Consider the following 20,010-nt stretch of genomic DNA (forward strand, 5'->3'; position numbering starts at 1 on the left):
CTGCGGGCCATCAACCGCGCGGCGCCCGCGATCGTAGTGTCCGGTTGCACGGTAACGGCGGGGGTCGTCATGAGCCGGCCCGCCGTCACCGCGCGCGAAGCGTCCTCCCCCTGGGCCTTGATGATCAGGTCTCCCTCGGAGACGACCCCGGTGACGTGTCCCTCGGCCGAGAGGACGGGCAGGGCGCTGACGTGCCACTGCTGCATGGCCTCCACGATCTCCTTGAACGGTGCGTCGCTGTTCACCGAGATCACGGCGTGGGTCATCACATCAGCGACGGTTCGCACGTGCTTCATGACCGTTCCTCCCTGTCGTGTGCATACCTGCCGTAACTCCGATGGTGCCGTCCGGGACGTGGTGAGGGCAGGGGCCGAGCGGGCCCCTCCGAGGGCCGCCCGACCCCCGATGACCACTCTGGCCCGGTGATGTCATGGAACTGACGGAAAGGGCCACGAGGAGGCGCGGAGAACCGGCCGACGTGCACCGCGCAATCAGGATCCGCGAGAAGCGGATGGACCCTTTCCGTCTCATGCTGTCCGGATGAGGGCGGCGCGCCGCTTCTGCTGCCGTTGCGACGCTGTGCTCGTGTGACCATTCTGCCCCTAGGACGCTCACCGGTCAGGCCGAGTGGTGTCCGTGGGGGCGCTCGAGTCCAGGTCCTGGTCGTCGATCTCGTAGCCGAGGCTCTGATGGACGGCGACCACCCCGTCCACGGAGCGGCACAGCCGCTCGACGACCGGGATGTCGGCCTTTTCGGCGACCCGTCCGGTCAGGGTCACTACGCCCTCGCGGACGGTGGCGTTGACGCTGCCAGGGACGGGTCCGAGGGTCTCGCTGAGCACGTCCTGGTGGATTTCGTCGCTGATGGCTTCGTCGCGGCGCAGGAAGGGGCGAAGCAGGTCGCACCTGCTGACCATGCCGGCCCTGGGAGCCTGTGGCGGCTCCGCACCCGTACTGCAACTCTCTGGCCTCGCTCCCCGGGAAGACAGAGCCGAATGGTCCCGGAAAGGGACGGCCCGCCCCTGTGGCGGCGCGTCGTGGGCGTGTGACTCTGATCTCGACAACAGGACGCTGCGAGGAGCAAGGACATGAGGTCGTTCAATCGTCAAGAGTGGGCGCACGAACCGATGAGGGAAAGCGGCATGTGGGCCCGCGTGGGCGATCAGATCGTTGTGGCAGGTCCCACCGTGGGAGAGTCGGGCCGAGACGGAGAGATCGTCGGCCTGCACCACCCGGACGGCACTCCGCCCTACGACGTGCGCTGGTCGGACACCGGGCGTGTCACCGTGTTCTTCCCGGGGCCGGACGCCCGTATCAAGCACCTCACGGACCATGGGCACCACACGGGCAGGGGCACACCGAGGCCATGAGTCGCAGTGTGCGCGCGGCGCACGGTACCTGAGATGTGTTGCCGGAGGGCCCACGGTCGGGAGGGCTGTGGCGAGTGGGGAGGTGGCGCGTTCGCCGGGTGGACATCGTGAGGCACCGAGAGGCCGGGCCACGGCTCGTTCCGCTGTTCGTGCGCGCGGCCCCTTCAAGGCGAGACGCCCTGGGCTTCGTCCAGGTCCAGTCGGACGTCCACCACGCCCTCGACGGCGCTGACGGCCCGGGCCAGCAGCGGTACCAGCGCCCGGTCCCGCAAACTGCCCTCCAGGGTCACGATGCCCTCCGTGACCGAGACCTCCAACTGCGCGGTGGCAGGCAGGCGGTGGACGATCGTGCTTCGGATCTCGCCGGCGATGTCCTCGTCCGGCCGGAGGAACACCTTCAGCAGGTCACTGCGGCTGACCACACCCTCCAGCATTCCGACCTCATCGACCACGGGCAGCCGCTTCACGTGCCGTCGCGCCATGATCCGGGCAGCCTCGGCCAGCGTGGCGCCGGCATGGACGGTGACGGCCGGGCTGGACATCAGCTCCTCCGCCGACACCGCTCCCGCCTTGGCAGCTTGGGTCGGCGGCCTGCCCCACTGCTCGGAACCACCGTCGCGCGCCTCCTCCTTGGGCAGCAGGTCCGCTTCCGACACCACGCCGATGACCCGGCCCTCACCCTCCAGTACCGGCAGCGCGCTGACCTTCCACTGCTGCATCAGCTCGACGATCTCCTTGTAGGTGGCGTGACGCCCTACGGCGACAGCGGTGTGGGTCATCACGTCGCTCACCGTGTGCGGTGAATCAGGCATGGCGGCTCTCCCTTGCCTTCGGGCGGCGCTCGACGGTGAGGTCGAGGAAGTGGGTGGAGCAGGAGATGCACGGGTCGTGATTGCGGATCACCCGCTCGCACAGCGCGGTCAGCACTGCGTCGTCCGCATCGTGCTGCGCCACGGCGCTGCGGGCGGCGCGGACGAGGTCGTCCTCGATCGCGCCCTGGTTCTGGGCGGTGGGCGGGACCAGTTGGGCATCCGTGACTGTGCCCTCGGCATCGAGCACGTACCGGTGGTACAGCAGCCCGCGGGGCGCCTCCGTCGCGCCGTGCCCGGTGCCCGCCACAGGGGGCACATCGGTGTACGGACGTGGCGGGGGAACATAGGACTCGATGATCCGCAGCGCTTCCTCCACCGCGTACACGACCTCGACCGCGCGGACCAGGATCGACCGGTAGGGGTTGCGGCATACCGCACCGTCCGCGGGATCGCCGAGCCCTGCCTCCCGTGCCGCCTGCCTCGCCGTGTGCGACAGTCTCCGGCCGCTGATCGCGAACCGTGCGAGGGAGCCGGTGAGATGCCGCCGCCCGTCCAGACGTGAGTGCAGCGCCGTGGAATGCGGTACCTGCACCTCGCGCACTCGTACGGGAAAGTCGTCCACGGGGAACGCATAAGAGGTCCCGTCGGGACGCAGTACCGTCGGGGTGCCCGATTCGATGGCGTACGTCCCGGGCTCGGCCAGTGCCAGAAAGTCGGCGTCGGTCTCGGCTTCCGGGAAGTCGAAGCCGGCGACCCAGCGTACGGTCTCCCAGGCGTCGTCCTGCGCCTGCCGCAATTGCTGGGCCAGCGGGAGCAGTTCAGCTGTGGACGGCACCCGGTAGAAGCCGCCGATCCGGACGTTGACCGGATGGATCGCCCGGCCGCCGAGCAGCTCCATCACGGCGTTGCCCGCCCGCTTCAGCCGCAGTCCCCGCTCCACGTGGGCGCGTTGGGTGCGTGCCAGCTCGATGGCGCTGTCATATCCGAGAAAGTCAGGGGCATGCAGGAGATAGACATGCAGGGTCTGACTCTCGATCCACTCGCCGCAGTAGAGCAGTCGGCGCAGCTGTGCGACGCCTGGGTCGACCGTGATGCCGCAGGCATCCTCGATGGCCGCGCATGCACTCATCTGGTAGGCGACCGGGCAGATCCCGCAGACGCGGGAGGTGATGTCCGGGGGCTCGGTATGTCCCCGGCCCCTGAGGAACGCCTCGAAGAAGCGTGGGGGTTCGTAGATGTCCAGGCGTGCCTCGATGATCTCGCCGTCGTCCAGTCGAAGGTGGAGCGAGCCTTCGCCTTCGACCCGGGAGAGCGAGCCGATGTGCAGGACTCGGGATCCGCGGTGGGTCATGGCCGGCTGTCCTCTTCTTGGGCGAAGGCGGTGGCGTTGAAGGTGCGCAGGATGCGCTCGGTGTCGCGGTCGTCCATGCCGTCCCGGTGCAGGAAGGGGATGAGCGCCGGGAGGTTGGTGGATGCAGACGGTCCGAAGCAGCCGTAGCAACCACGTCCGTAGGCGGGGCAGATCGCTCCGCATCCGGCGTGCGTGACCGGACCCAGGCAGGGCGTGCCGTGCGCGACCGTGACACAGACCGTCCCGCGGCGCTTGCACTCGAAGCACACGCTGTGGTTCGGCACATCCGGCTTGCGGCCGAACAGGAAGGCCGTGATGACTTCGAGCAGTTGGCGACGGTCGATCGGGCAACCACGCAGTTCGAAGTCGACGTCGACGTGATCCGAAACGGGGGTGGACGTGGACAGTGTCTCGATGTACTCGGGGCGGGCGTAGACGGTGCTGCGGAACTCGTCGACGTCTGCGAAGTTCCGCAGCGCCTGGATGCCGCCCGCCGTCGCGCAGGCTCCGATCGTCACCAGGCGGCGTGCGGCCGCGCGGATCGCTCGGACCCGTTCCGCGTCCGCGGGCGTGCTGACCGACCCCTCGACCAGGGCGAGGTCGTACGGGCCGGGCTGCACCGCACTGGAGGCCTCCAGGAAATGGGTGATCTCCACCCGGCTCGCGAGGGCCAGGAGCTCGTCCTCGCAGTCGAGCAGGGTGAGCTGGCAGCCGTCGCAGGAAGCGAGTTTGAACACAGCCAGTGTGGGGGCGTCCATGTCACAGCTCCCTGACGCCGAGCAGCGGAGCGGCGCGGTCCCAGCTCAGCACCGGGCCGTCGCGGCACAGGAGCAGGGGACCGAGTTGACAGTGCCCGCAGTGTCCCGTCCCGCAGCGCATGTTCCGTTCGAGTGACACCTGGATGCGCTGCTCCGGGATCCCGCGGTGCGACAGATTGCGGGCGGCAGAACGGATCATGGGTTCGGGTCCGCAGAGGAACGCCGTGCTGGTCCCGGGATCGAAGTGAGTGCTGTCGAGCAGCTGCGTCACCAGGCCCACGTGACCTCGCCACCGGTCGTCCGGCCGGTCCACCGTCACCCCTGTGAAGGTCGTCCGCCATTGCTCGATTTCCGCCGCGTGGATCAGATCCGCGGGCGTCCGGGCGCCGATCAGCACATTCAGCCGGCCGAACCTGTCGCGGTCGGCCGTCACCGCGTGGACGAGCGGCCGCAGTGGCGCCAAACCGATGCCGCCTGCGATCACCACGATGTCCCGGCCGACGGCCGTCGCGAGGTCCCACGTCGTGCCGAACGGTCCGCGCAGCCCGATGACCTCGCCTTCGCGGGCTCTGCTCAGAGCTTCGGAGACCGCGCCCACCTCGCGAACGGTGTGGCAGAGCCCGCCGTCCGGGGGGATCTCGCTCACCGACAGCGGGATCTCGCCCCGTCCGAAGGCGTACACCATGGCGAACTGGCCCGGCGCGAACGCGGGAAGCTGCTCGGCGACAGGTCGGAGCCGCAGCGTGGCGGTGTCGTCCGTCTCCTGTCGCCGGGCGACCACGCTGTACGGCACCGGGACGCCGGTCATGTCGTGCTGCCGCTGCCGTGCGGGGCGTACAGGTCCAGCAGCCGGATGCGGGAGGCGTGCAGGCGGTGGGCGATGACCCTGCCGACCCACTGGCCGATCGCGGAGCCGAGGGCGGGGTCCGCGTCCATCATCATCCGCACGGTTCTCGCATTGAACTCCTCGGCGCGCACGGGTGTCATGGCCTCGGCACCGAGCTGCCACACATAGGGCGGGAACAGCCAGGACCATCCGACGAGCTCCCCGAAGCCGAGACTCTCAAGAACCACGGGGCGCTGCCCTGGCACGTGGATGTCGAGCGTCACCGTGCCGGAATGGACGATCCAGAAACGGTCCGCGGGCTGTCCCTCCTCGAACAGCCTGGTTCCTTCGGAGATGTTGACCTCGCGGGACACCTCCATCAGACGGGCGTGGTGCTCGGCTGACAGAACACGCGTCATGCGGGTGGGAGAAGGGGTGTTCATTGCCGGGCCTCCGCATCGAGTGCTGCTGCTTCTTCGGTGATGTCGATACCGACGGGGCACCAGACGATGCACCGGCCGCAGCCGACGCAGCCGGAACTGCCGAACTGCTCGTACCAGGTGCCGAGTTTGTGCGTGAGCCATTGCCGGTAGCGACTGCGCCCGGAGGAGCGGACCGGGCCGCCGTGCAGGGCCGAGAAGTCGAGGTCGAAGCAGGAGTCCCAGCGCTGCCACCGCTCGGCGTGGTCACCGGTGAGGTCGGTGACCTCCTCGGTGGTGGTGCAGAAACACGTAGGGCACACCATGGTGCAGTTGCCGCAGGTCAGACACCGCTCGGCCACGTCGTTCCATCGCTCGGCGTCCAAGGTCGCGCCCATGAGCTCCTGCAGGCTGACCGGCGGCATGGAGCGACCCATCCGGCCCGCGGCTTCGTTCACTGCGGTTCGGGCGGCCGAGACGGCTCGCTCGGGAGCGGGTCGGTGGGGGACTTCGGTGAGGAGTGAGGCGCCCTCGTTGCTGCCGACGCGCACGACGAAGCGATGGCCGTCCGCGTCGATCATCTCGGTGAGTGCCAGGTCGAAGCCGCTGTCGGCGGCCGGGCCTGTTCCCATGGAGGAGCAGAAGCACGTTGCGCCGGGTTCTGTGCACTCCGCGGCGATGAGGAGTGCGCCGGTGCGGCGTTCACCGTATCCGCGGTCGGTGAAGCGGCCCCCGGTCAGTACGCGGTCCTGGATCGCGATGGCCCGCAGGTCACAGGGACGTACCCCCAGGAAGGCGTAGCGGGGCTGCTCAGGGCGCGCCTCGACCATATTGAGCGATCCGTCCGGTCGGCGCTCGGCGCTCCACAGCTTCTGCCGCGGCGGGTGCAGGAAGTTCTTCCAGGACTGTGGTCCGGCGCTGTGGGCGAAGGCTGCTCCGTCGTCGCGGCGGCGCAGCCTGTAGCGCCCTGCTTCGAGCTCGGTACCCCACCCGTACGGCAGATCGTCGTCTGCTGTGATGTGGGTGAGGACGATCGCGCCATCACGCACGGCAGGACCGATCACGGTGCGTCCCCGGGCGATCAGGGCCTTGATCAGAGCGTCGAGTCCTGCCCGGTCGATGATTGCGGTCTCGGTGGTGGCGGTCATGACCGGTTCTCCTCTCCAGCAGCCGCTGTCTGCTCTCTCAGAGTCGTCCGAGGTGCTGCCCGCCGGGGAGGGTCGAACGGTCCCCACTGCAGGTCCGTCAGGCCCGCCGTCGTCCGCTCCACTTCGGTTCCACGCTGATCCACTCGCGTTCCCACTCCGCCATCCTGTGCCGATCGGCGGTTCGTCGCACGGCAAGACGGACCACAAGGACGGCCGCCGCGCTCCCGGCCGTGACGCTCGCGCCGACTGCGAAGGCCTCCAGCAGGACGTCGCCGTCGTCCTTGGGGGGCGCTGTGACCTTGCCCCGGCTGTCCAGCCAGATGTCCGTGCGGTCGCCGCGCTCCATGCCCTCCGGAACCAGCGCCATGCCCTGTGAGACGCCTCCGCCCGGGGTGGCCCAGCGCACCGGCACCCGGTACTTCGCCTGCGTCACGCTGCCGTCGGAGGAAGGGATGGATTCCGGGGTGTCTCTCAGGAGTTCCGCCCGTACCTGGTGCAGCGACGCCGCCCGCTCCGCTGCCGCTGCCCGGCCCTGCGCGAATGCCGAGCACCCTGAGGCTGTGCCTGCGGCGGGAGCTCCGAGCACAAGGCCCGCGCTGAGCAACAGCGCCGTCCAGGAGCCGACCACATCGGACCGCCGGAGCAACGGGTTGTGCCGGCGCCGCGCGCGGAGGGTGTCGAAAGCCATGGCGTCACGTCCGTCCTGCCACCAGATCGGCAGCGATGGTCTCGGCCCAGCGGCTGATCCGCGCGACGTCGCGGAAGTCCCCGCCACGTCCTTGTTGAAGGATCATCCGGGCGACCCAGCCGCTCGCTCCTTCCTCGAGCCGCCCGCCGAACGTGACATGTTCCTCCGCATCCAGCCTGTGGGCCGCCCGGCGGGCCCCCGCCACCGGGGGAATGTCGCGCTCCGATGCCGAGGGGTCGAGAGGACCGCTGCTGAAGAGCCATACCGGGCGTGCGGCCAGTTCTCGGTGGTGGCGGCGCGCGAAGCGCCGGGCGTCCCGGTGCCAGCGACCCGCGTACAGCGCACCACCGAGCACGACGGCGTCGTACGGGCCGACGTCCTGGATCTCGTGGGCGGACCGGGCGTCTGCGTCGACACCGTTGTCGCGGAGGACGGAGGCGATCCATCGCGCGATTTCGGCTGTCGAGCCGTTCTTGCTGCCGTAGGCGACGAGTGCCGAAGGCCTCATTGTGATCGCACTCCTCGTCGCTCTTCGCCACGCAGTCGATCGGGCGCAAGGTTCGGTGGCGGCTCCTTCGAGCGGTCATCACGGTGGTTCTCGTAGCGGCAGGTGAGCCGGTCGACGACGGAGACCACGCCGTCGACCTGCTGGATCAGCCGCAGGACCGGGGGAATCTCGCTCCGCTGTCCGAGCTGCCCGCTCACCGTGACCACGCCGTCGTGCACCTCGACGTCGATTGTGCCGGGCGGGATCCAGCAGGTGCGGTCCAGGACGTCCTCCACGACGACGCGCCGGATCTCGGCGTCCGGTCGCAGGAACACCTTCAGCAGGTCGCGGCGGGTGACGATGCCGACGAGGCGGTTCTCCTCGTCCACCACCGGAAGCCGCTCGATGCCGTGCCGCGCCATGATGCGGGCCGCTTGCGCGATGGACTCGTGGGCGTAGGCGTAGACGGCGGGACGGGTCATCAGCCGGCGCGCGGTGAGCGTCATTACGCCGGGGTCCGTGTCCTGGCCTTTCCTGTTGAGGGAGGACCAGCGGGCGTGGTGTGCGCCCTGCCTGTCCTCGGCCGCCGCGGCGTGAGCGAGTAGGTCACTCTCGGAGATCACGCCGATCACCCTTTGGCTGCCGTCGACGACAGGGAGCCCGCTGATCCGATGGTCGTCGAGCAGGTGGACGATCTCCCTGAATGTGGTGTCCGCGGTGGCCCGCACGACGTCGCTCGTCATCACGGTGCCGACCATGTCGTGCTTCATCATGGCTGCCTCTTTCAGCGGAGTCGGCGCAGATAGGCGTCGTAGGTCCGCGAGGGCGTCAGCCGGATGCGGACATCGGCGACGGCAACGCCGTCAGGCCCGGCGATCACGGGATTGAAGTCGGCCTCGGCCAGCTCCGGCAGGTCGCCGGCGAGCCGGGACAGGCGCAGCAGAAGTTGCTCAAGGCAGCCGACATCCACTGGCGTGGCGCCCCGGTGGCCGAGCAGCAGCGGGGCACAGCGCGGTGCGCTGATCAGGTCGTGGACATCCTGGTCGGTGAGGGGTGCCAGCCGCGCGGCGTGATCGGCGAGCACCTCGGTGGCCGTACCGCCCAGCCCGAACAGGACCAGGGGGCCGAAGACGTCGTCCTGGACCACACCGGCCAGCAGCTCAAGCCCCCCTTCTGCCAGCGGCTGGACGAGGACACCTGCCAGTCGACCGTGGAACCGGGTGACGAAGTCGCGGTGCGCTGCCCGGATCTGTGCGTCCCCGCGCAGGTCGAGGCGTACCGCATGCTGTTCGGTCTTGTGGATCATTCCGGGCACGTACGCCTTGAGGACCACCGGCCCGTCCGGTCCCGAAAGACGCTCTGCTTCCCTGACGGCCTCGTCCTCGTTCTCGGCCCACCCCCAGGGGAGCCGGGGTATCCCGTAGCAGTCCAGCAGCGCGGCGCCGTCTCGTGGTTCGAGCCAGCCGCCTTCTGGATGGGCACTGAGATACGCCGCTGCGATTCCTGCAGCACGTGCGCTGTGGATTCCTTCGAGCGGGGGGATGCGTCCGGCGTCCCGGCTCAGCCACTCGGCACGGGAGACCGCGTGCGCGAGCGCATGGGCGGCGGCCTGTGGGTCCGCGTAGGCGGGAATCGAGCCGCTCTCGGCGGGAAGGAGCCGTACGGACGCTTCCTGGTCCGGCAGTACGGCGACGATCGGGCACGCGAGGTCGCGTGGCAGGCAGGTGACCGCCCGCGGGAGACGGTCGCCGGTCGCCGCGGCCACTGCGGTCGGCACGAGCGACACGAGCACCGCGTCGACCTCCTCAGCTGCGGACAGTACGGAGAGGCAGGCCCGCAGCTGGTCCTCGGAGACGGCGGCCGTCGTATCGATCGGGTTGTCGGCGACCGCGCCGTGGGGGAGCTCTGTGAGGAGCGCGGCGGTCAATGCCGACGGCAGCGGAGGCACGGTGAGACCCGCCTCCGCACAGGCGTCGGCGGCGAGCACACCCGTGCCGCCGGCATTGCTGACCACCGCGATCCGGCGTCCGCCCGGCAGAGGTTGGGCGTGCAGAAGTGCCGCGGTCTCGAGCAGTTCGGCGATGCTGCGCGTGGCGGTGATGCCTGCCTGGGTGAACAGTGCCTGACGGGTCATCGTCGGAGTTGCTGCGGCGGCCGTGTGCGACGCCGCCGCGCGTCGGCCCGCGTCCGTGCGGCCGGCGTCGACGGTCAGCACGGGCATCCGCCGGGTCACCCGGCGGGCGGTCCGTGAGAACGTCCGTGGATTGCCGAAGGACTCGAGGTGGAGCAGCGCCAGATCGGTGCGGTCGTCGCACTCCCACCACTGGAGCAGGTCGTTGCCGCTCACGTCGTACTTGTCTCCGAGGGAGACGAACGTGGACACGCCGATACCGAGACGGGACAGGCCGCCGAGCAGAGCGATGCCGACACCGCCCGACTGCACGGCGACGCCGGCCGAGCCGGGCTCCGGGGGATCGGCCGCGAACGTCGCGTCGAGACCGACGCTTCGGTCCGTGTTGGCGATCCCCAGGCAGTTGGGGCCGACCAGTCGCATTCCGTACCAGCGACAGGCAGACCGCAGTGCCCCGGCCTGCCGCGCATCGAGGCCCGAGGACACCACGAGCAGGCCCCGCACCCCACGCTTGCCGCATTCTTCGGCGGCGAGGGGCACGGCCGAGGCGCGCACGGCAAGGACGGCCAGATCGGGGGTGAGAGGAAGAGCCTGGACGTTCGGATAGGTGGGGGTGCCCAGGACGACGGGCGCATGCGGATGTACCGCGAAGAGCCGGCCGGTGAATCCGCCGTGGCGCAGTTTCCGCAGGACAGCTCGGCCGACCGATCCGGGGTGGCGCCCGGGACCGATCACTGCGACCGAGCGAGGCCGCAGCAGCGGACGGAGACTGGCGACGTCGGCCGTCCTGCCGCGCAGGTCGACGGCGGAGAGATACGTCTCGTCCTCGGCGAGGCGCACCGTGCAGTGCACCTCGGGTCCGTCGAAATGCCTGGTCGTCTGAAGCCCCAGGTCGGCGAAGACCTTGAGCATCGCGTGGTTCTCCGCCAGGGCCTCGGCACAGAACTGGATGATTCCGTCTGCCCTGGCCAGGGAGACAAGGTGCTCCAGCAGCAGCGTGCCGGCTCCCCGGTGGTGCCAGCGATCGGAGACGGCGAGCCCTACCTCTGCCTCGGTTCCGGTGCCCGGCAGCGTGTCGTACTCGGCGACTCCCACGAGCTCGTCGCCTGACTCGGCGAGCAGGGCCCGGCGGCCGGGAGTGGCAGGAGCGCAGAGCCGGTCGGCGGACTGGCGTGCGGAGTTCCGGTTCGCGGTGAAGAAGCGCAGCCGCAGGTTCTCCGTGGACATCCCGTCGTACAGCCGCAGAACGCGCTCATGGTCTCCGGGCAGGACCGGACGGATGCGCACCGTGCTTCCGTCGGTGAGCAGCGCGTGGACCTGCTGAGATGCGTTCACTGTCTCGGTCATGACGATCACTCCCTGCCGCGTCGCATCTCCAGAGTTGGTGCGAAAACGCCAGGGGCACAGGGCCTACCGGGTCGGCTGGGGGGCCGAAAGGCCCTATCCAGCAGTCTTGCGAACGACTCGGGCGGGCGCCACCGGGCAGGCGGGCAGCCAGCCTCTGCTGTCACAGTCGCAGCTGTCCTCGTGCCGTCGGGTTCCTTCAACCGCTTGCCCTGGCCTCGCAGTGACGGGTGATCTCGTCCTCGACCCTCCGCGCCAGTGATTCGACCACGCCGGCGACAGCGGGCGAGAGCCCACGGCCCAGGGAGGAGTCCGCGCCCTCGACGGCATAGATCACGAGCCTTCCCGGGAGGCGGCCGAGTACCCGTGCGAGCTCGACGGCCTCGCCGAGCCCGAGTCCGTGTGAGCTTGCGGCGGGAGCGTGGGCCACCTCGTGGGCACCGAGTTCCAGCCGGTGCACTCGGCCCGGGTGACCGGGGTGTGCGTGTGCCGCGTCGACGACGACGGCCAGGTCCGCGTCCTCCCAGCATCCGATCAGTCGGCCCGGGTCCGCATCACACGTCAGGAGCCGGGTGCCCGGCGGCAGCGTCCGAGCGCGCAGCCGCTCCACAACGATCCAGCCGATCGCGTCGTCGTGCCTGAAATCGTTACCGACGCCGATGAGAGCGATTCGCCTGCTGGTCGTCATTGCTGCTCCTTCCCTGCAGCCATGATTTCGCTCCGTGCGCGGCGAGTGTCCTGTGGCATGAGCCGAATGGCCCATGCTGGGGACACCCGGCGTCTCGCCCAGGGACACGCCCCGTGGGAGCGTTGAAGCAGACTCTGTGATCGGCAGGGACGTGAAGGCGGTGGGACCGTGGACGCGTGCCCGCTGATCGTCGGGGCGACGGCTTGGGGTCGGTCACGACACGCTGGATCCGGCAGTGGACGAGCCCCGCAGACAGCCTGGTCGCGCTGCTACCGCACGACTGAACGTAAGTGCAGAGGTGCATCATGCACGAGACCATCACTGTCGGGGTCGACGGTTCACCCGAGAGCATGGACGCGGTTGACTGGGCAGCCCGTGAAGCACTCCTGCGGGGCATGCCGCTCACGTTGCTGCACGCCGGATACGAATCGGCAGCAGCGACCCACCTACCGGAGATCGATGTTCCGGCCCAGCGTCAGAACCAGGCACTCGACATAGCGGTGCGGGAGGTCACCTCCCGGCATCCGGGCCTGGAAGTCGTTCCCCTCCTGATCCACGGACCGCCGTCGGACTCGCTGCTCATGGCCGCCCGGTCCGCGCAGATGCTGGTACTCGGCTCACGCGGATTCAGCGGCTTCGCCGGATTCATGCTCGGATCCGTGGCCCTGGACGTCACCGCCCGCGCGACCTGCCCCATCGTGCTCGTACGTGCCGGTGAACACGCCCAGGACGAACACCTGCGCACCGTCCTGGGCACGCCGTCGTCCCGTACTCCCTACCGCCCTGTGGTGCTCGGGCTCGACATCGCCAACGCCGGCGACGAACTCCTTGCTTTCGCCTTCGACGCGGCGATCGCGCGTGATGCGCCCCTGCAGGTGATCCACGCATGGAAGGTGCCGCCCCTGTACTCCTACGGGCAGGCCTACGACCCGCGGCCGACGCCCGATATCGATGTGCGGGCGGCGACACAGGAGGCTTTGACGGCGGCACTGCGTCCCTGGACGGAGAAGTACCCCGGCACACACACCCGTGTTCATCTGCTCGAAGGCGGTGCCGCCCACCACCTGCGGGCGGCTGCCGATGGCGCGAGTCTCCTCGTCGTCGGCCGTCGCGACACGGCGGGCTACCGCTTGGGCCCCGTGACGCATTCAGCGATCCACCACGTGGAGTGTCCCGTCGCCGCAGTGCCGCACGGTGCGCAACTGGGTGGCGCCACACCTGCGGTGGAGCAGGAACCTCAATGACGCTGCGGAGCCGCTTGCACTGAGCCGGCCGCCGAGCTGGTCGTCGTTGTTCGCCGCAGATGGCGGGCTGATGGGAGCGGCTCTTGCGTGGCGCTCTGTGAGCGGCCTCGGCCAGGTGGCCGGGTCTCACGCGGTGTCGTCGACATCGAAGGACAGGTGGTCCGAGACCGAGACCACTCCGTCGACGCTCATGCACATGCGATCGACAGCCGCAAGCATGCCTTTGAACGGCACAGATCCGCTCAGTACGACCTGCCCTTCCCGTACCTCAACGGTGATCGAGGAAGGATCCCGCCCGAGGGTGCGGGCGAGAACGTCCTGGACGATTTCGAGGCGGATGGCCTCGTCGTCGCGTAGGAAGACACCCAGCAGATCGCGCCGGCTGACGATGCCGATGAGCTTGTCCGACTCGTCGACCACCGGAAGCCGCTTGACGTTCTGCACCTCCATCAGGCGCGCCGCTTCGACCACTGACCACTCGGGGCGGGCGCACACAGCGGGAGCGGACATCAGCTCTTCGGCCTTCGTGCCTTCGGCCTTCGCCCGTTCCCAGGCCTCCGGGTCTGGCAGCGGAAGCAGGTCGGCGGAGCCGGACTGGTCGGTGGACTTGCGCAGCAGGTCCTTCTCGGAGACCACGCCGAGTGGACGGTCCTGATCGTCCACGACGGGGAGGGCGGTGACCTGGTGCTCGGTGAGAAGACGCACGATCTCCTTGAAGGGTGCGTCCTGGCGTACGCGGACGACGTCGCGTGTCATGAGCTCCCTGACTTTGCGGTGTCGCATGTCTCGCTCCTTCTCCCCCCGGGTTCTCCGCGGTCCGTGGTCCGCGGCGCCACTCCAGCCTGACCGCCCGGCGGGGGGAGCTGCACCTCGGCCTCGCCCACCTTGGGAATGGGACGCGTCGGGCAGCTGATGCGGGCAGGCCCGACGATCAGCGCCCGACGCCTCGAATGCGGTCATCGGTGGGGCCGAGCGTGCCGCGTGCCGAGCGCTCGGCGTCGGAGTCGTCGAAGCGGTAGCCCAGCTGACCGTCGACGGAGATCACCCCATCCACCTGCCCGACCATCCGCAGGGCGATGGGGACCTCGCTGCGCCGTTCCAGTTGCCCGACCACGGTCACCACACCGTCCTTCACGTCGACCCGGACGGCCTCAGGTGGCTGACCCAGCGAGCGGACCAGCACCTCGTCGATCACCTCACGGCGGATTCCTGCGTCCGGACGCAGGAAGACCTCGAGCAGGTCACGACGGGTGACGATGCCGACAAGGCGGTCTTCCTCGTCCACCACGGGAAGACGTTCGACCCGACCCCCGCACATGGTGCGGGCCGCCTCGGCGATGGACTGTTCGGCGTGAACGGTGATGGCGGGGTGTGTCATCAGCTCCCCGGCATCGCGGGCGTGCGCCTTGGTCTCCTGCGTGCGACCCCTGCCGGTGATCGAGGACCACCGGAAGCGCCGCGGGGTGACTGCGTCCTCGCCCGCCTTCGACCGGTGTGCCATGAGGTCGGTCTCGGAGATCACTCCGATCACCTTGTCGTCGTCGTCGACCACGGGAAGACCGCTGATCCGGTGCTGAGCCAGAAGCCGGGCGACCTCCTTGAAGGGGGTGGTGTCGATGGCCCGGACGACCTCGCTGGTCATCACTGTGCCGACTTTGTCGTGCTTCATCGTCCGGCCTCCTTCCGCGGGATCCGCGCGCGGCACGAGCGGCGCGCGATGTCTTCAGCGTCGAGCGTGACGGTGAGTCGGGCACAGTGCCGCACGGGCAACGGCCAGGGCCGAACGGCCCCTCCTGCCCTTTCCGGTATCGCACTCGCCGGCCCCAGGGCATCGCCGCACGAGCTTCGCCAGGCTGCGCCGGTCGGGGACGTGGAGCACAGTGAGGGGAGGGGACTGCCGCCCGATGCGAGGCTGTCCCGGGTCACGAGTGAATCCAGGGAGCCGCCATGTCCACGATCGGTAGCCCCCACGGGGATCCCTCCGCCTTGTCCCGCGCCGAGGTGCACGAGACGCACGCCGCCACTGTTGTTCTCATCGGTGACCGTGCCTACAAGGTGAAGAAGTGCGTCGACCTGGGTTTCCTCGATTTCAGCACACCCGGTGCACGACGAACGGCGTGCGAGCAGGAAGTCGCGCTCAATCGCCGGTTCGCTCCCGACGTGTACGAGGGAGTGGCCGAGTTGTACGCTCCCTGGAGCGGCCCGCCGGAACCGGTGGTCGTCATGCGCCGAATGCCGAGCGACCGCCGGTTGGCGCACCTGGTGAGCGTAGGCGTCCCGGTCGACGACGCGCTGCGGCAGATTGCGCGGCTGCTGGCGACCGCCCACGCCAAGTCGCCCCGAGGCGCTGAGATCTCCGCGCAGGGCACCCGTGACGCGCTGCTCGGCAGATGGCAGGCCAACCTGCAGTCGGCCGAACATGCGGGTGAGGAGCAGGGCTTGAGGGGAATCGCCGATATCGATCGCGAGGTGCGCCGCTATCTTGAAGGGCGACAGGCCCTTTTCGATCTGCGCATTCGCGAGGAAAGAGTCGTCGACGGGCATGGCGATCTGCTGGCTCAGGATGTTTTCTGCCTTGACGACGGACCGCGTGTGCTCGATTGTCTCGAGTTCGACGACAAGTTGCGTTACGTGGACGGCCTTGACGACGCGGCATTCCTCGCCATGGACCTCGAGCAACTCGGTGCGCCCGGTGCGGGGAAGTTCTTTCTCGCCCGGTACAGCGAATACTCCGGTGATCCTGCGCCCCCCTCTCTGCGGCATCATTTCGTCGCGTACAGGGCCTTCGTCCGGGCCAAGGTGTCTCTGTTCCAGGCCCAGCAGGGTGCTCATGGCGCGAGGCAGGCAGCGGACCGCCTGGCTGACATGACGCTGCGTCACCTGCGCAACTCGTCAGTGCGGTTGATCCTTGTCGGTGGCCTGCCGCTCAGCGGCAAGTCCACCCTTGCGGCAGCGCTCGCCGATCGGCTGGGGCTCACCCTCCTGAGCAGTGACCGCACACGCAAGGAACTGGCCGGCATTCAGCCGGAGAGATCGGCGGCTGCACCGTTCGAGACAGGCATCTACACGCCCGAGTGGACCACCCGCACCTACGGCGAACTCATCAATCGGGCCCGGAGGCTGCTCTCGCTCGGTGAGTCGGTGGTGATCGACGCGACGTGGAGTTCCCAGGAGCGGCGCGACGCTGCGAGCGAGGCAGCGAGACTGTGCAGCGCCGATCTGGTGTCCCTGAAGTGCCAGATCCCGCGCGGTGTGGCGGACGATCGGTTGCGCCACCGTGCCCCCGGCCCGTCCGACGCCGACAGCGACGTCCTCGCGGCCCTCGCCGCGAAGGCAGCCCCGTGGCCGGAAGCCGCCATTGTTGACACCAGTGGAACACTGGGGGCCGCGACAGAACGTGCGATGGCTGTACTGCGCCCGGACGACATCGAGCGGACAGGGCTGTTCCGACGCCCGTACATGGAACCCGACTGAGTTTTCGCTTCCGTCGGTGCGCCTCTGGCATGCACTCAATGCCTGCCACTCAGCCGCTCGACGCTCTCGGACTCGGTCACGTTGTCAATGGTCATCGGTTCCTCTTCCACGATCCGGAGCTACACGATCAAGTCGCCGAACCCCAGGGAGGCTGACCCTTCTCCGGCCCGCGTCGATGGGGCGACGCGTGCGATCCGGCCCCGTAGCCGGACTCGTGTGGGTGGCGGCGGCCCCGATTCCTCGGCATAGGCATCGGGGCCGCCGCCGCGCAGCGTTCCGGCCGGCAGGCCGTCAAGGACGCGGCGGCTCTTTCGAGCGTCGCGCACGCAGACGACGCTCACCAGCGGGTGGCGGCGGACGCTACGACCATTGTCCGGTCGCCGGCTCGCGCACGAGGCGGCACGGACCAAGCCGTGCGTCCCCGGCCGCGGCACCGCTCCTGGGACAAGGACCGCCTCTCCGTAACGGGGCAGCTCGGTCGGACGGCCGCCTCGTGATCGATACGGGCATGGGGCGAATCGGACCTCGTGTTCAGCAATCACCGGACACGTGGCGTGAGGAGCGGGAGCCCGTCGTAGCAAAACCGATGGTACGAGCATCTCCGGCGTGTCCGAAGATGTGCGGCACGTCCGCAAGCTCGCCCCTCACCGGCATGCCGCTCCCGGAACATCGGCAAGGTGCATGCACCGAGGGCCGGCCTCCGGGCTCGCCGTCATGCCTGTCAGAAGTGGCCTTCGAGGTCGATTACATCGACGACGTGTTCAGCCAGGGCTGGAGTGTCCTTGTCGTCGGGCAAGCCAGGGCCGCCACCGAAGATGACGCCGTCCGGCGGCTGGAAGCCGGGGCTCGTACCCTCCCGTGGGCCGGCGGGCAGCGCGCACTATGGCTGGCGATCGCGCCGACACGGATCACCGGCCGCCGGGTGGTCAACGCGCGGGGGAAGCCCTGTGACGCCCTCGGGCTGCCGACGCGGTGACAGGGCGACAAAGCATTGACGTGGCCAGGGAAGTTTCCGGCGCCCCCGTGGGACAGGCGGCGGCAGGCTCCCAACGCCATCGAGCCGAGGGCTGCCCGCTTGTCGCGGACCCTGATTCGATTCGGCCCAAGGGCTTCATTTGCGGTGCAACAGGACCTTGAGGGCGCCGGTGTCGGTGCCCTGGGAGAAGACGTCGTAGGCATCCTCCATCTGGTGGAGGCCGAAGGTGTGCGTGACGAGCCGGGAGACTTGCAGGCGCCCGGATGTCACCAGGTCGAGCAGCCAGGGTGTGGAGGAAGTATTGACCTGGCCGGTGCTGATCGTCACGTTTTTGCGCCACAGTGCCTCGAGGTGCAATGTGGCTGGTTTGCCGTGCATGCCGATGTTGGCAATGTGTCCGCCCGGGCGCACGACCCGCGTGCACAGGACGAAGCCGTCAGGGTCGCCTGCGGCTTCAATGGCCACGTCGGCTCCGGCTCCTTCGGCCAGATCAGCTATCAGCCGCCCGGGCAGTTCGGCGGCGTCGGCGCCCAGGTGGCGGGCGGCTTCCAGCCGCGCGGGAGAGAGGTCCACCGCGATGATCCGGCGGGGCGAGTAGATCCTCGCGGTGATGACCGCGGCCAGACCCACGGGGCCTGCGCCCACCACGGCGACAGTGTCGCCCGGGCCCACGTGTCCATTGCACACCCCGACCTCGTAGGCGGTGGGAAGGACTTCGGCGAGGAGGACCGCGTCACCCCGTGAAAGGGCGTCCGGTCGCCGGTGAGTGGAATGGTCGGCGAAGGGCACACGCACGAGCTCCGCTTGCGTCCCGTTGATCAGATTCCCGAGGATCCATCCGCCACCGTTGCGGCACTGCCCGTACATGCCGTCCCCGCAGAAAGGGCACTTGCCGCAGGCCGAAACGGACGACACGATCACTCCATCCCCAGGGTGGATGGAGTGAACCTCGCGACCCACTTCCAGCACCTCGCCGACAGCTTCGTGGCCGAGGATCGTCCCTGCCCTCACCTCGGGGAGCTCCCCGCGCAGGATGTGCAGGTCGCTGCCGCAGATGGTGGTGGCGTCGACGCGCAGGATCGCGTCGGTCGGTTCCTCGATCACGGGATCCGGGGCAGTGTCCCAGGAGGCCTGGTTGGCGCCGTGATAGACGAGCGCTCGCATTGTTACTCCCTACTCCCTTCCTCCTCCCTCCACCGTCGCCCTCGAAGGACTTCCGGGCAACAGCGGCCGACCAACCCTCCGGAGGGACGGCAGCACCCTTCACTCAGCTCACGTGTGCCTTCCTGAGCTGGCCATTCTCCTGGATGACACGGGCCGTGCCCGGTGCCGTCGACGTCGTATGGGACCTGAGCCGGCGGCGGGACGCCCGTACGCGTGACACCTGAGGGACACTGATGCCATGTCCGAGGACGAGGCGCAGTCCACTCCGCCCGCGTCACTGCTGCAGGTGATCGACAACCTCGCGCGGTTCCATCGAGAGCACGAGGAGTACTACTCGACGCACCCCTTGCAGCAGGCGGGTGAGCTTCAGGCACGATCCCGGGCGCTGAAGTCACTCGCCGATCGGTGGTGCACGGTCGATGCCGACGGAAAGACGTCGGCAATCGCGTTCGCCGGTACGGAGGACCTCAACGCCCCTGGGCTCGTCGCGGAGGCGGGAATCCTCTTCATGGAAGGCGAGGGCGAGCCCGCCGAACTCCTCAGATTGAAACGGGATGTCGGTCTGCTCGCCGACGACTGCCAGCAGACCGCCGCCTGGCTGGCGCGGGCGATGGAGCAGGCATGGGAGATCGCGGGGGAGCCTGGCCGAATGGCCGGCGCTCGCCGACCTGCTGGGGGAGCGGCATCGGATCATCGCCGACGACTGGCAGTCGGCGGGCCTGCAGGCGCTGATCGCTCGGCTGCTGCACCGCGCCCTCGACCTGCTTGCCAGGGTCGACTTCTCACCGGCGGCGCTCCGGGCCGACCTGGGCGGTGAGCGGAAAGCCCCCGCCTACCTTTATTCCGCTTCCGAGCTGCTCGACCGGGCGGCGGATCTGCTGGCCCAGTCGGCGATGCTCGTGCACGAGAACGAGCGGCGCTGGCGTGTGTTCCGCGCCCGGATCGTCACCCTGCGATTCGAATAGGCGGGACTTGGCCCCGCCGACCGAGGCCTCCTACCCGGCCTCGCCGGCGTACACGATGTGGACGAACATCAGCGGGCCCCAGCGCTCCGAGGCTGCTGGTCCACCGTAACGACTCACCGCTCTTCGCCGCAACGCAGAGACCTCCGCAGGCGAACACTGGCCGTG

At 69.1% G+C, this 20,010-nt stretch carries 21 protein-coding genes; 5 read left to right on the forward strand and 16 right to left on the reverse strand.

What is annotated here, in order from left to right:
• Together ABZ208_RS35745 and ABZ208_RS35750 are read right to left on the reverse strand one after the other, a co-directional pair.
• On the reverse strand, positions 1-296 hold a 296-nt coding region (locus ABZ208_RS35745), incomplete at its 3' end, for a CBS domain-containing protein (protein WP_356913617.1).
• A 315-nt stretch (positions 297-611) separates the two neighbouring features.
• Positions 612-917 carry a BON domain-containing protein gene (locus ABZ208_RS35750; RefSeq protein WP_356913618.1) on the reverse strand — a complete coding sequence of 102 codons (306 nt, stop codon included), beginning with the start codon at positions 915-917 and terminating at the stop codon, positions 612-614.
• A gap of 171 nt (positions 918-1,088) precedes the next feature.
• Here ABZ208_RS35750 and ABZ208_RS35755 point away from each other — a divergent pair, with 171 nt between their 5' ends.
• Positions 1,089-1,370: a DUF1918 domain-containing protein gene (locus ABZ208_RS35755; protein ID WP_356913619.1), complete on the forward strand. Its 282-nt coding sequence runs from the start codon at positions 1,089-1,091 to the stop codon at positions 1,368-1,370.
• Positions 1,371-1,534: 164 nt separating this feature from the next.
• Here ABZ208_RS35755 and ABZ208_RS35760 read toward each other — a convergent pair whose 3' ends face one another.
• The 11 genes from ABZ208_RS35760 to ABZ208_RS35810 form a co-directional block, all read right to left on the reverse strand.
• Entirely contained in the window at positions 1,535-2,182 is a 648-nt protein-coding gene (locus tag ABZ208_RS35760; RefSeq protein WP_356913620.1) for a CBS domain-containing protein, read from the reverse strand.
• On the reverse strand, positions 2,175-3,533 hold the full coding sequence (locus ABZ208_RS35765) for a nickel-dependent hydrogenase large subunit (RefSeq protein ID WP_356913621.1): 1,359 nt from the start codon (positions 3,531-3,533) through the stop codon (positions 2,175-2,177). Before ABZ208_RS35765 ends, ABZ208_RS35760 begins: the two co-directional genes overlap by 8 nt.
• Positions 3,530-4,291 carry an oxidoreductase gene (locus tag ABZ208_RS35770; RefSeq protein WP_356913622.1) on the reverse strand — a complete coding sequence of 254 codons (762 nt, stop codon included), beginning with the start codon at positions 4,289-4,291 and terminating at the stop codon, positions 3,530-3,532. Before ABZ208_RS35770 ends, ABZ208_RS35765 begins: the two co-directional genes overlap by 4 nt.
• 1 nt (position 4,292) lies before the next feature.
• Positions 4,293-5,099, reverse strand: a complete 807-nt coding sequence (locus ABZ208_RS35775) for an FAD/NAD(P)-binding protein (RefSeq protein ID WP_356913623.1) — start codon at positions 5,097-5,099, stop codon at positions 4,293-4,295.
• On the reverse strand, positions 5,096-5,536 hold the full coding sequence (locus ABZ208_RS35780; protein ID WP_356913624.1) for a cyclic nucleotide-binding domain-containing protein: 441 nt from the start codon (positions 5,534-5,536) through the stop codon (positions 5,096-5,098). The genes ABZ208_RS35775 and ABZ208_RS35780 overlap by 4 nt, the downstream gene beginning before the upstream one ends.
• 20 nt (positions 5,537-5,556) lie before the next feature.
• Positions 5,557-6,684: a 4Fe-4S dicluster domain-containing protein gene (locus ABZ208_RS35785; protein WP_356913625.1), complete on the reverse strand. Its 1,128-nt coding sequence runs from the start codon at positions 6,682-6,684 to the stop codon at positions 5,557-5,559.
• Between the two features lie 97 nt (positions 6,685-6,781).
• The gene (locus tag ABZ208_RS35790; RefSeq protein WP_356913626.1) at positions 6,782-7,372 is read right to left on the reverse strand and encodes a hypothetical protein; all 591 of its coding nucleotides are present in this window, start codon (positions 7,370-7,372) and stop codon (positions 6,782-6,784) included.
• Between the two features lie 4 nt (positions 7,373-7,376).
• Positions 7,377-7,880, reverse strand: a complete 504-nt coding sequence (locus ABZ208_RS35795; protein WP_356913627.1) for a flavodoxin domain-containing protein — start codon at positions 7,878-7,880, stop codon at positions 7,377-7,379.
• Positions 7,877-8,632: a CBS domain-containing protein gene (locus ABZ208_RS35800; protein ID WP_356913628.1), complete on the reverse strand. Its 756-nt coding sequence runs from the start codon at positions 8,630-8,632 to the stop codon at positions 7,877-7,879. The genes ABZ208_RS35795 and ABZ208_RS35800 overlap by 4 nt, the downstream gene beginning before the upstream one ends.
• Positions 8,633-8,643: 11 nt before the next feature.
• Positions 8,644-11,337 carry a GNAT family N-acetyltransferase gene (locus ABZ208_RS35805; RefSeq protein WP_356913629.1) on the reverse strand — a complete coding sequence of 898 codons (2,694 nt, stop codon included), beginning with the start codon at positions 11,335-11,337 and terminating at the stop codon, positions 8,644-8,646.
• 196 nt (positions 11,338-11,533) lie between these two features.
• Positions 11,534-12,022 (reverse strand): hydrogenase maturation protease, encoded by a 489-nt coding sequence (locus ABZ208_RS35810; protein ID WP_356913630.1) that lies wholly within the window; start codon positions 12,020-12,022, stop codon positions 11,534-11,536.
• A 305-nt stretch (positions 12,023-12,327) separates the two neighbouring features.
• On the opposite strand from ABZ208_RS35810, the gene ABZ208_RS35815 reads away from it, so the two are divergent.
• The gene (locus tag ABZ208_RS35815; RefSeq protein ID WP_356913631.1) at positions 12,328-13,266 is read left to right on the forward strand and encodes a universal stress protein; all 939 of its coding nucleotides are present in this window, start codon (positions 12,328-12,330) and stop codon (positions 13,264-13,266) included.
• A gap of 126 nt (positions 13,267-13,392) precedes the next feature.
• Here the strand turns inward: ABZ208_RS35815 and ABZ208_RS35820 are convergent, their stop codons facing one another.
• Together ABZ208_RS35820 and ABZ208_RS35825 are read right to left on the reverse strand one after the other, a co-directional pair.
• Positions 13,393-14,049, reverse strand: a complete 657-nt coding sequence (locus ABZ208_RS35820; RefSeq protein ID WP_356913632.1) for a CBS domain-containing protein — start codon at positions 14,047-14,049, stop codon at positions 13,393-13,395.
• Positions 14,050-14,197: 148 nt separating this feature from the next.
• A complete protein-coding gene (locus ABZ208_RS35825; protein WP_356913633.1) occupies positions 14,198-14,935 on the reverse strand; it encodes a CBS domain-containing protein in 738 nt (245 codons plus the stop codon).
• Positions 14,936-15,213: 278 nt separating this feature from the next.
• On the opposite strand from ABZ208_RS35825, the gene ABZ208_RS35830 reads away from it, so the two are divergent.
• Both ABZ208_RS35830 and ABZ208_RS35835 read left to right on the forward strand, forming a co-directional pair.
• A complete protein-coding gene (locus ABZ208_RS35830; protein ID WP_356913634.1) occupies positions 15,214-16,740 on the forward strand; it encodes an AAA family ATPase in 1,527 nt (508 codons plus the stop codon).
• 727 nt (positions 16,741-17,467) lie between these two features.
• The gene (locus ABZ208_RS35835; RefSeq protein ID WP_356913635.1) at positions 17,468-17,716 is read left to right on the forward strand and encodes a pyridoxamine 5'-phosphate oxidase family protein; all 249 of its coding nucleotides are present in this window, start codon (positions 17,468-17,470) and stop codon (positions 17,714-17,716) included.
• A 135-nt stretch (positions 17,717-17,851) separates the two neighbouring features.
• On the opposite strand, the gene ABZ208_RS35840 is transcribed toward ABZ208_RS35835, so the two are convergent.
• Positions 17,852-18,880 carry an alcohol dehydrogenase catalytic domain-containing protein gene (locus ABZ208_RS35840; protein ID WP_356913636.1) on the reverse strand — a complete coding sequence of 343 codons (1,029 nt, stop codon included), beginning with the start codon at positions 18,878-18,880 and terminating at the stop codon, positions 17,852-17,854.
• 554 nt (positions 18,881-19,434) lie between these two features.
• On the opposite strand from ABZ208_RS35840, the gene ABZ208_RS35845 reads away from it, so the two are divergent.
• Positions 19,435-19,845, forward strand: a complete 411-nt coding sequence (locus tag ABZ208_RS35845) for a hypothetical protein (protein WP_356913637.1) — start codon at positions 19,435-19,437, stop codon at positions 19,843-19,845.
• Positions 19,846-20,010: the final 165 nt, after the last annotated feature.

Source organism: Streptomyces sp. NPDC006208 (genome assembly GCF_040613775.1).
Taxonomy (GTDB): Bacteria; Actinomycetota; Actinomycetes; order Streptomycetales; family Streptomycetaceae; genus Streptomyces.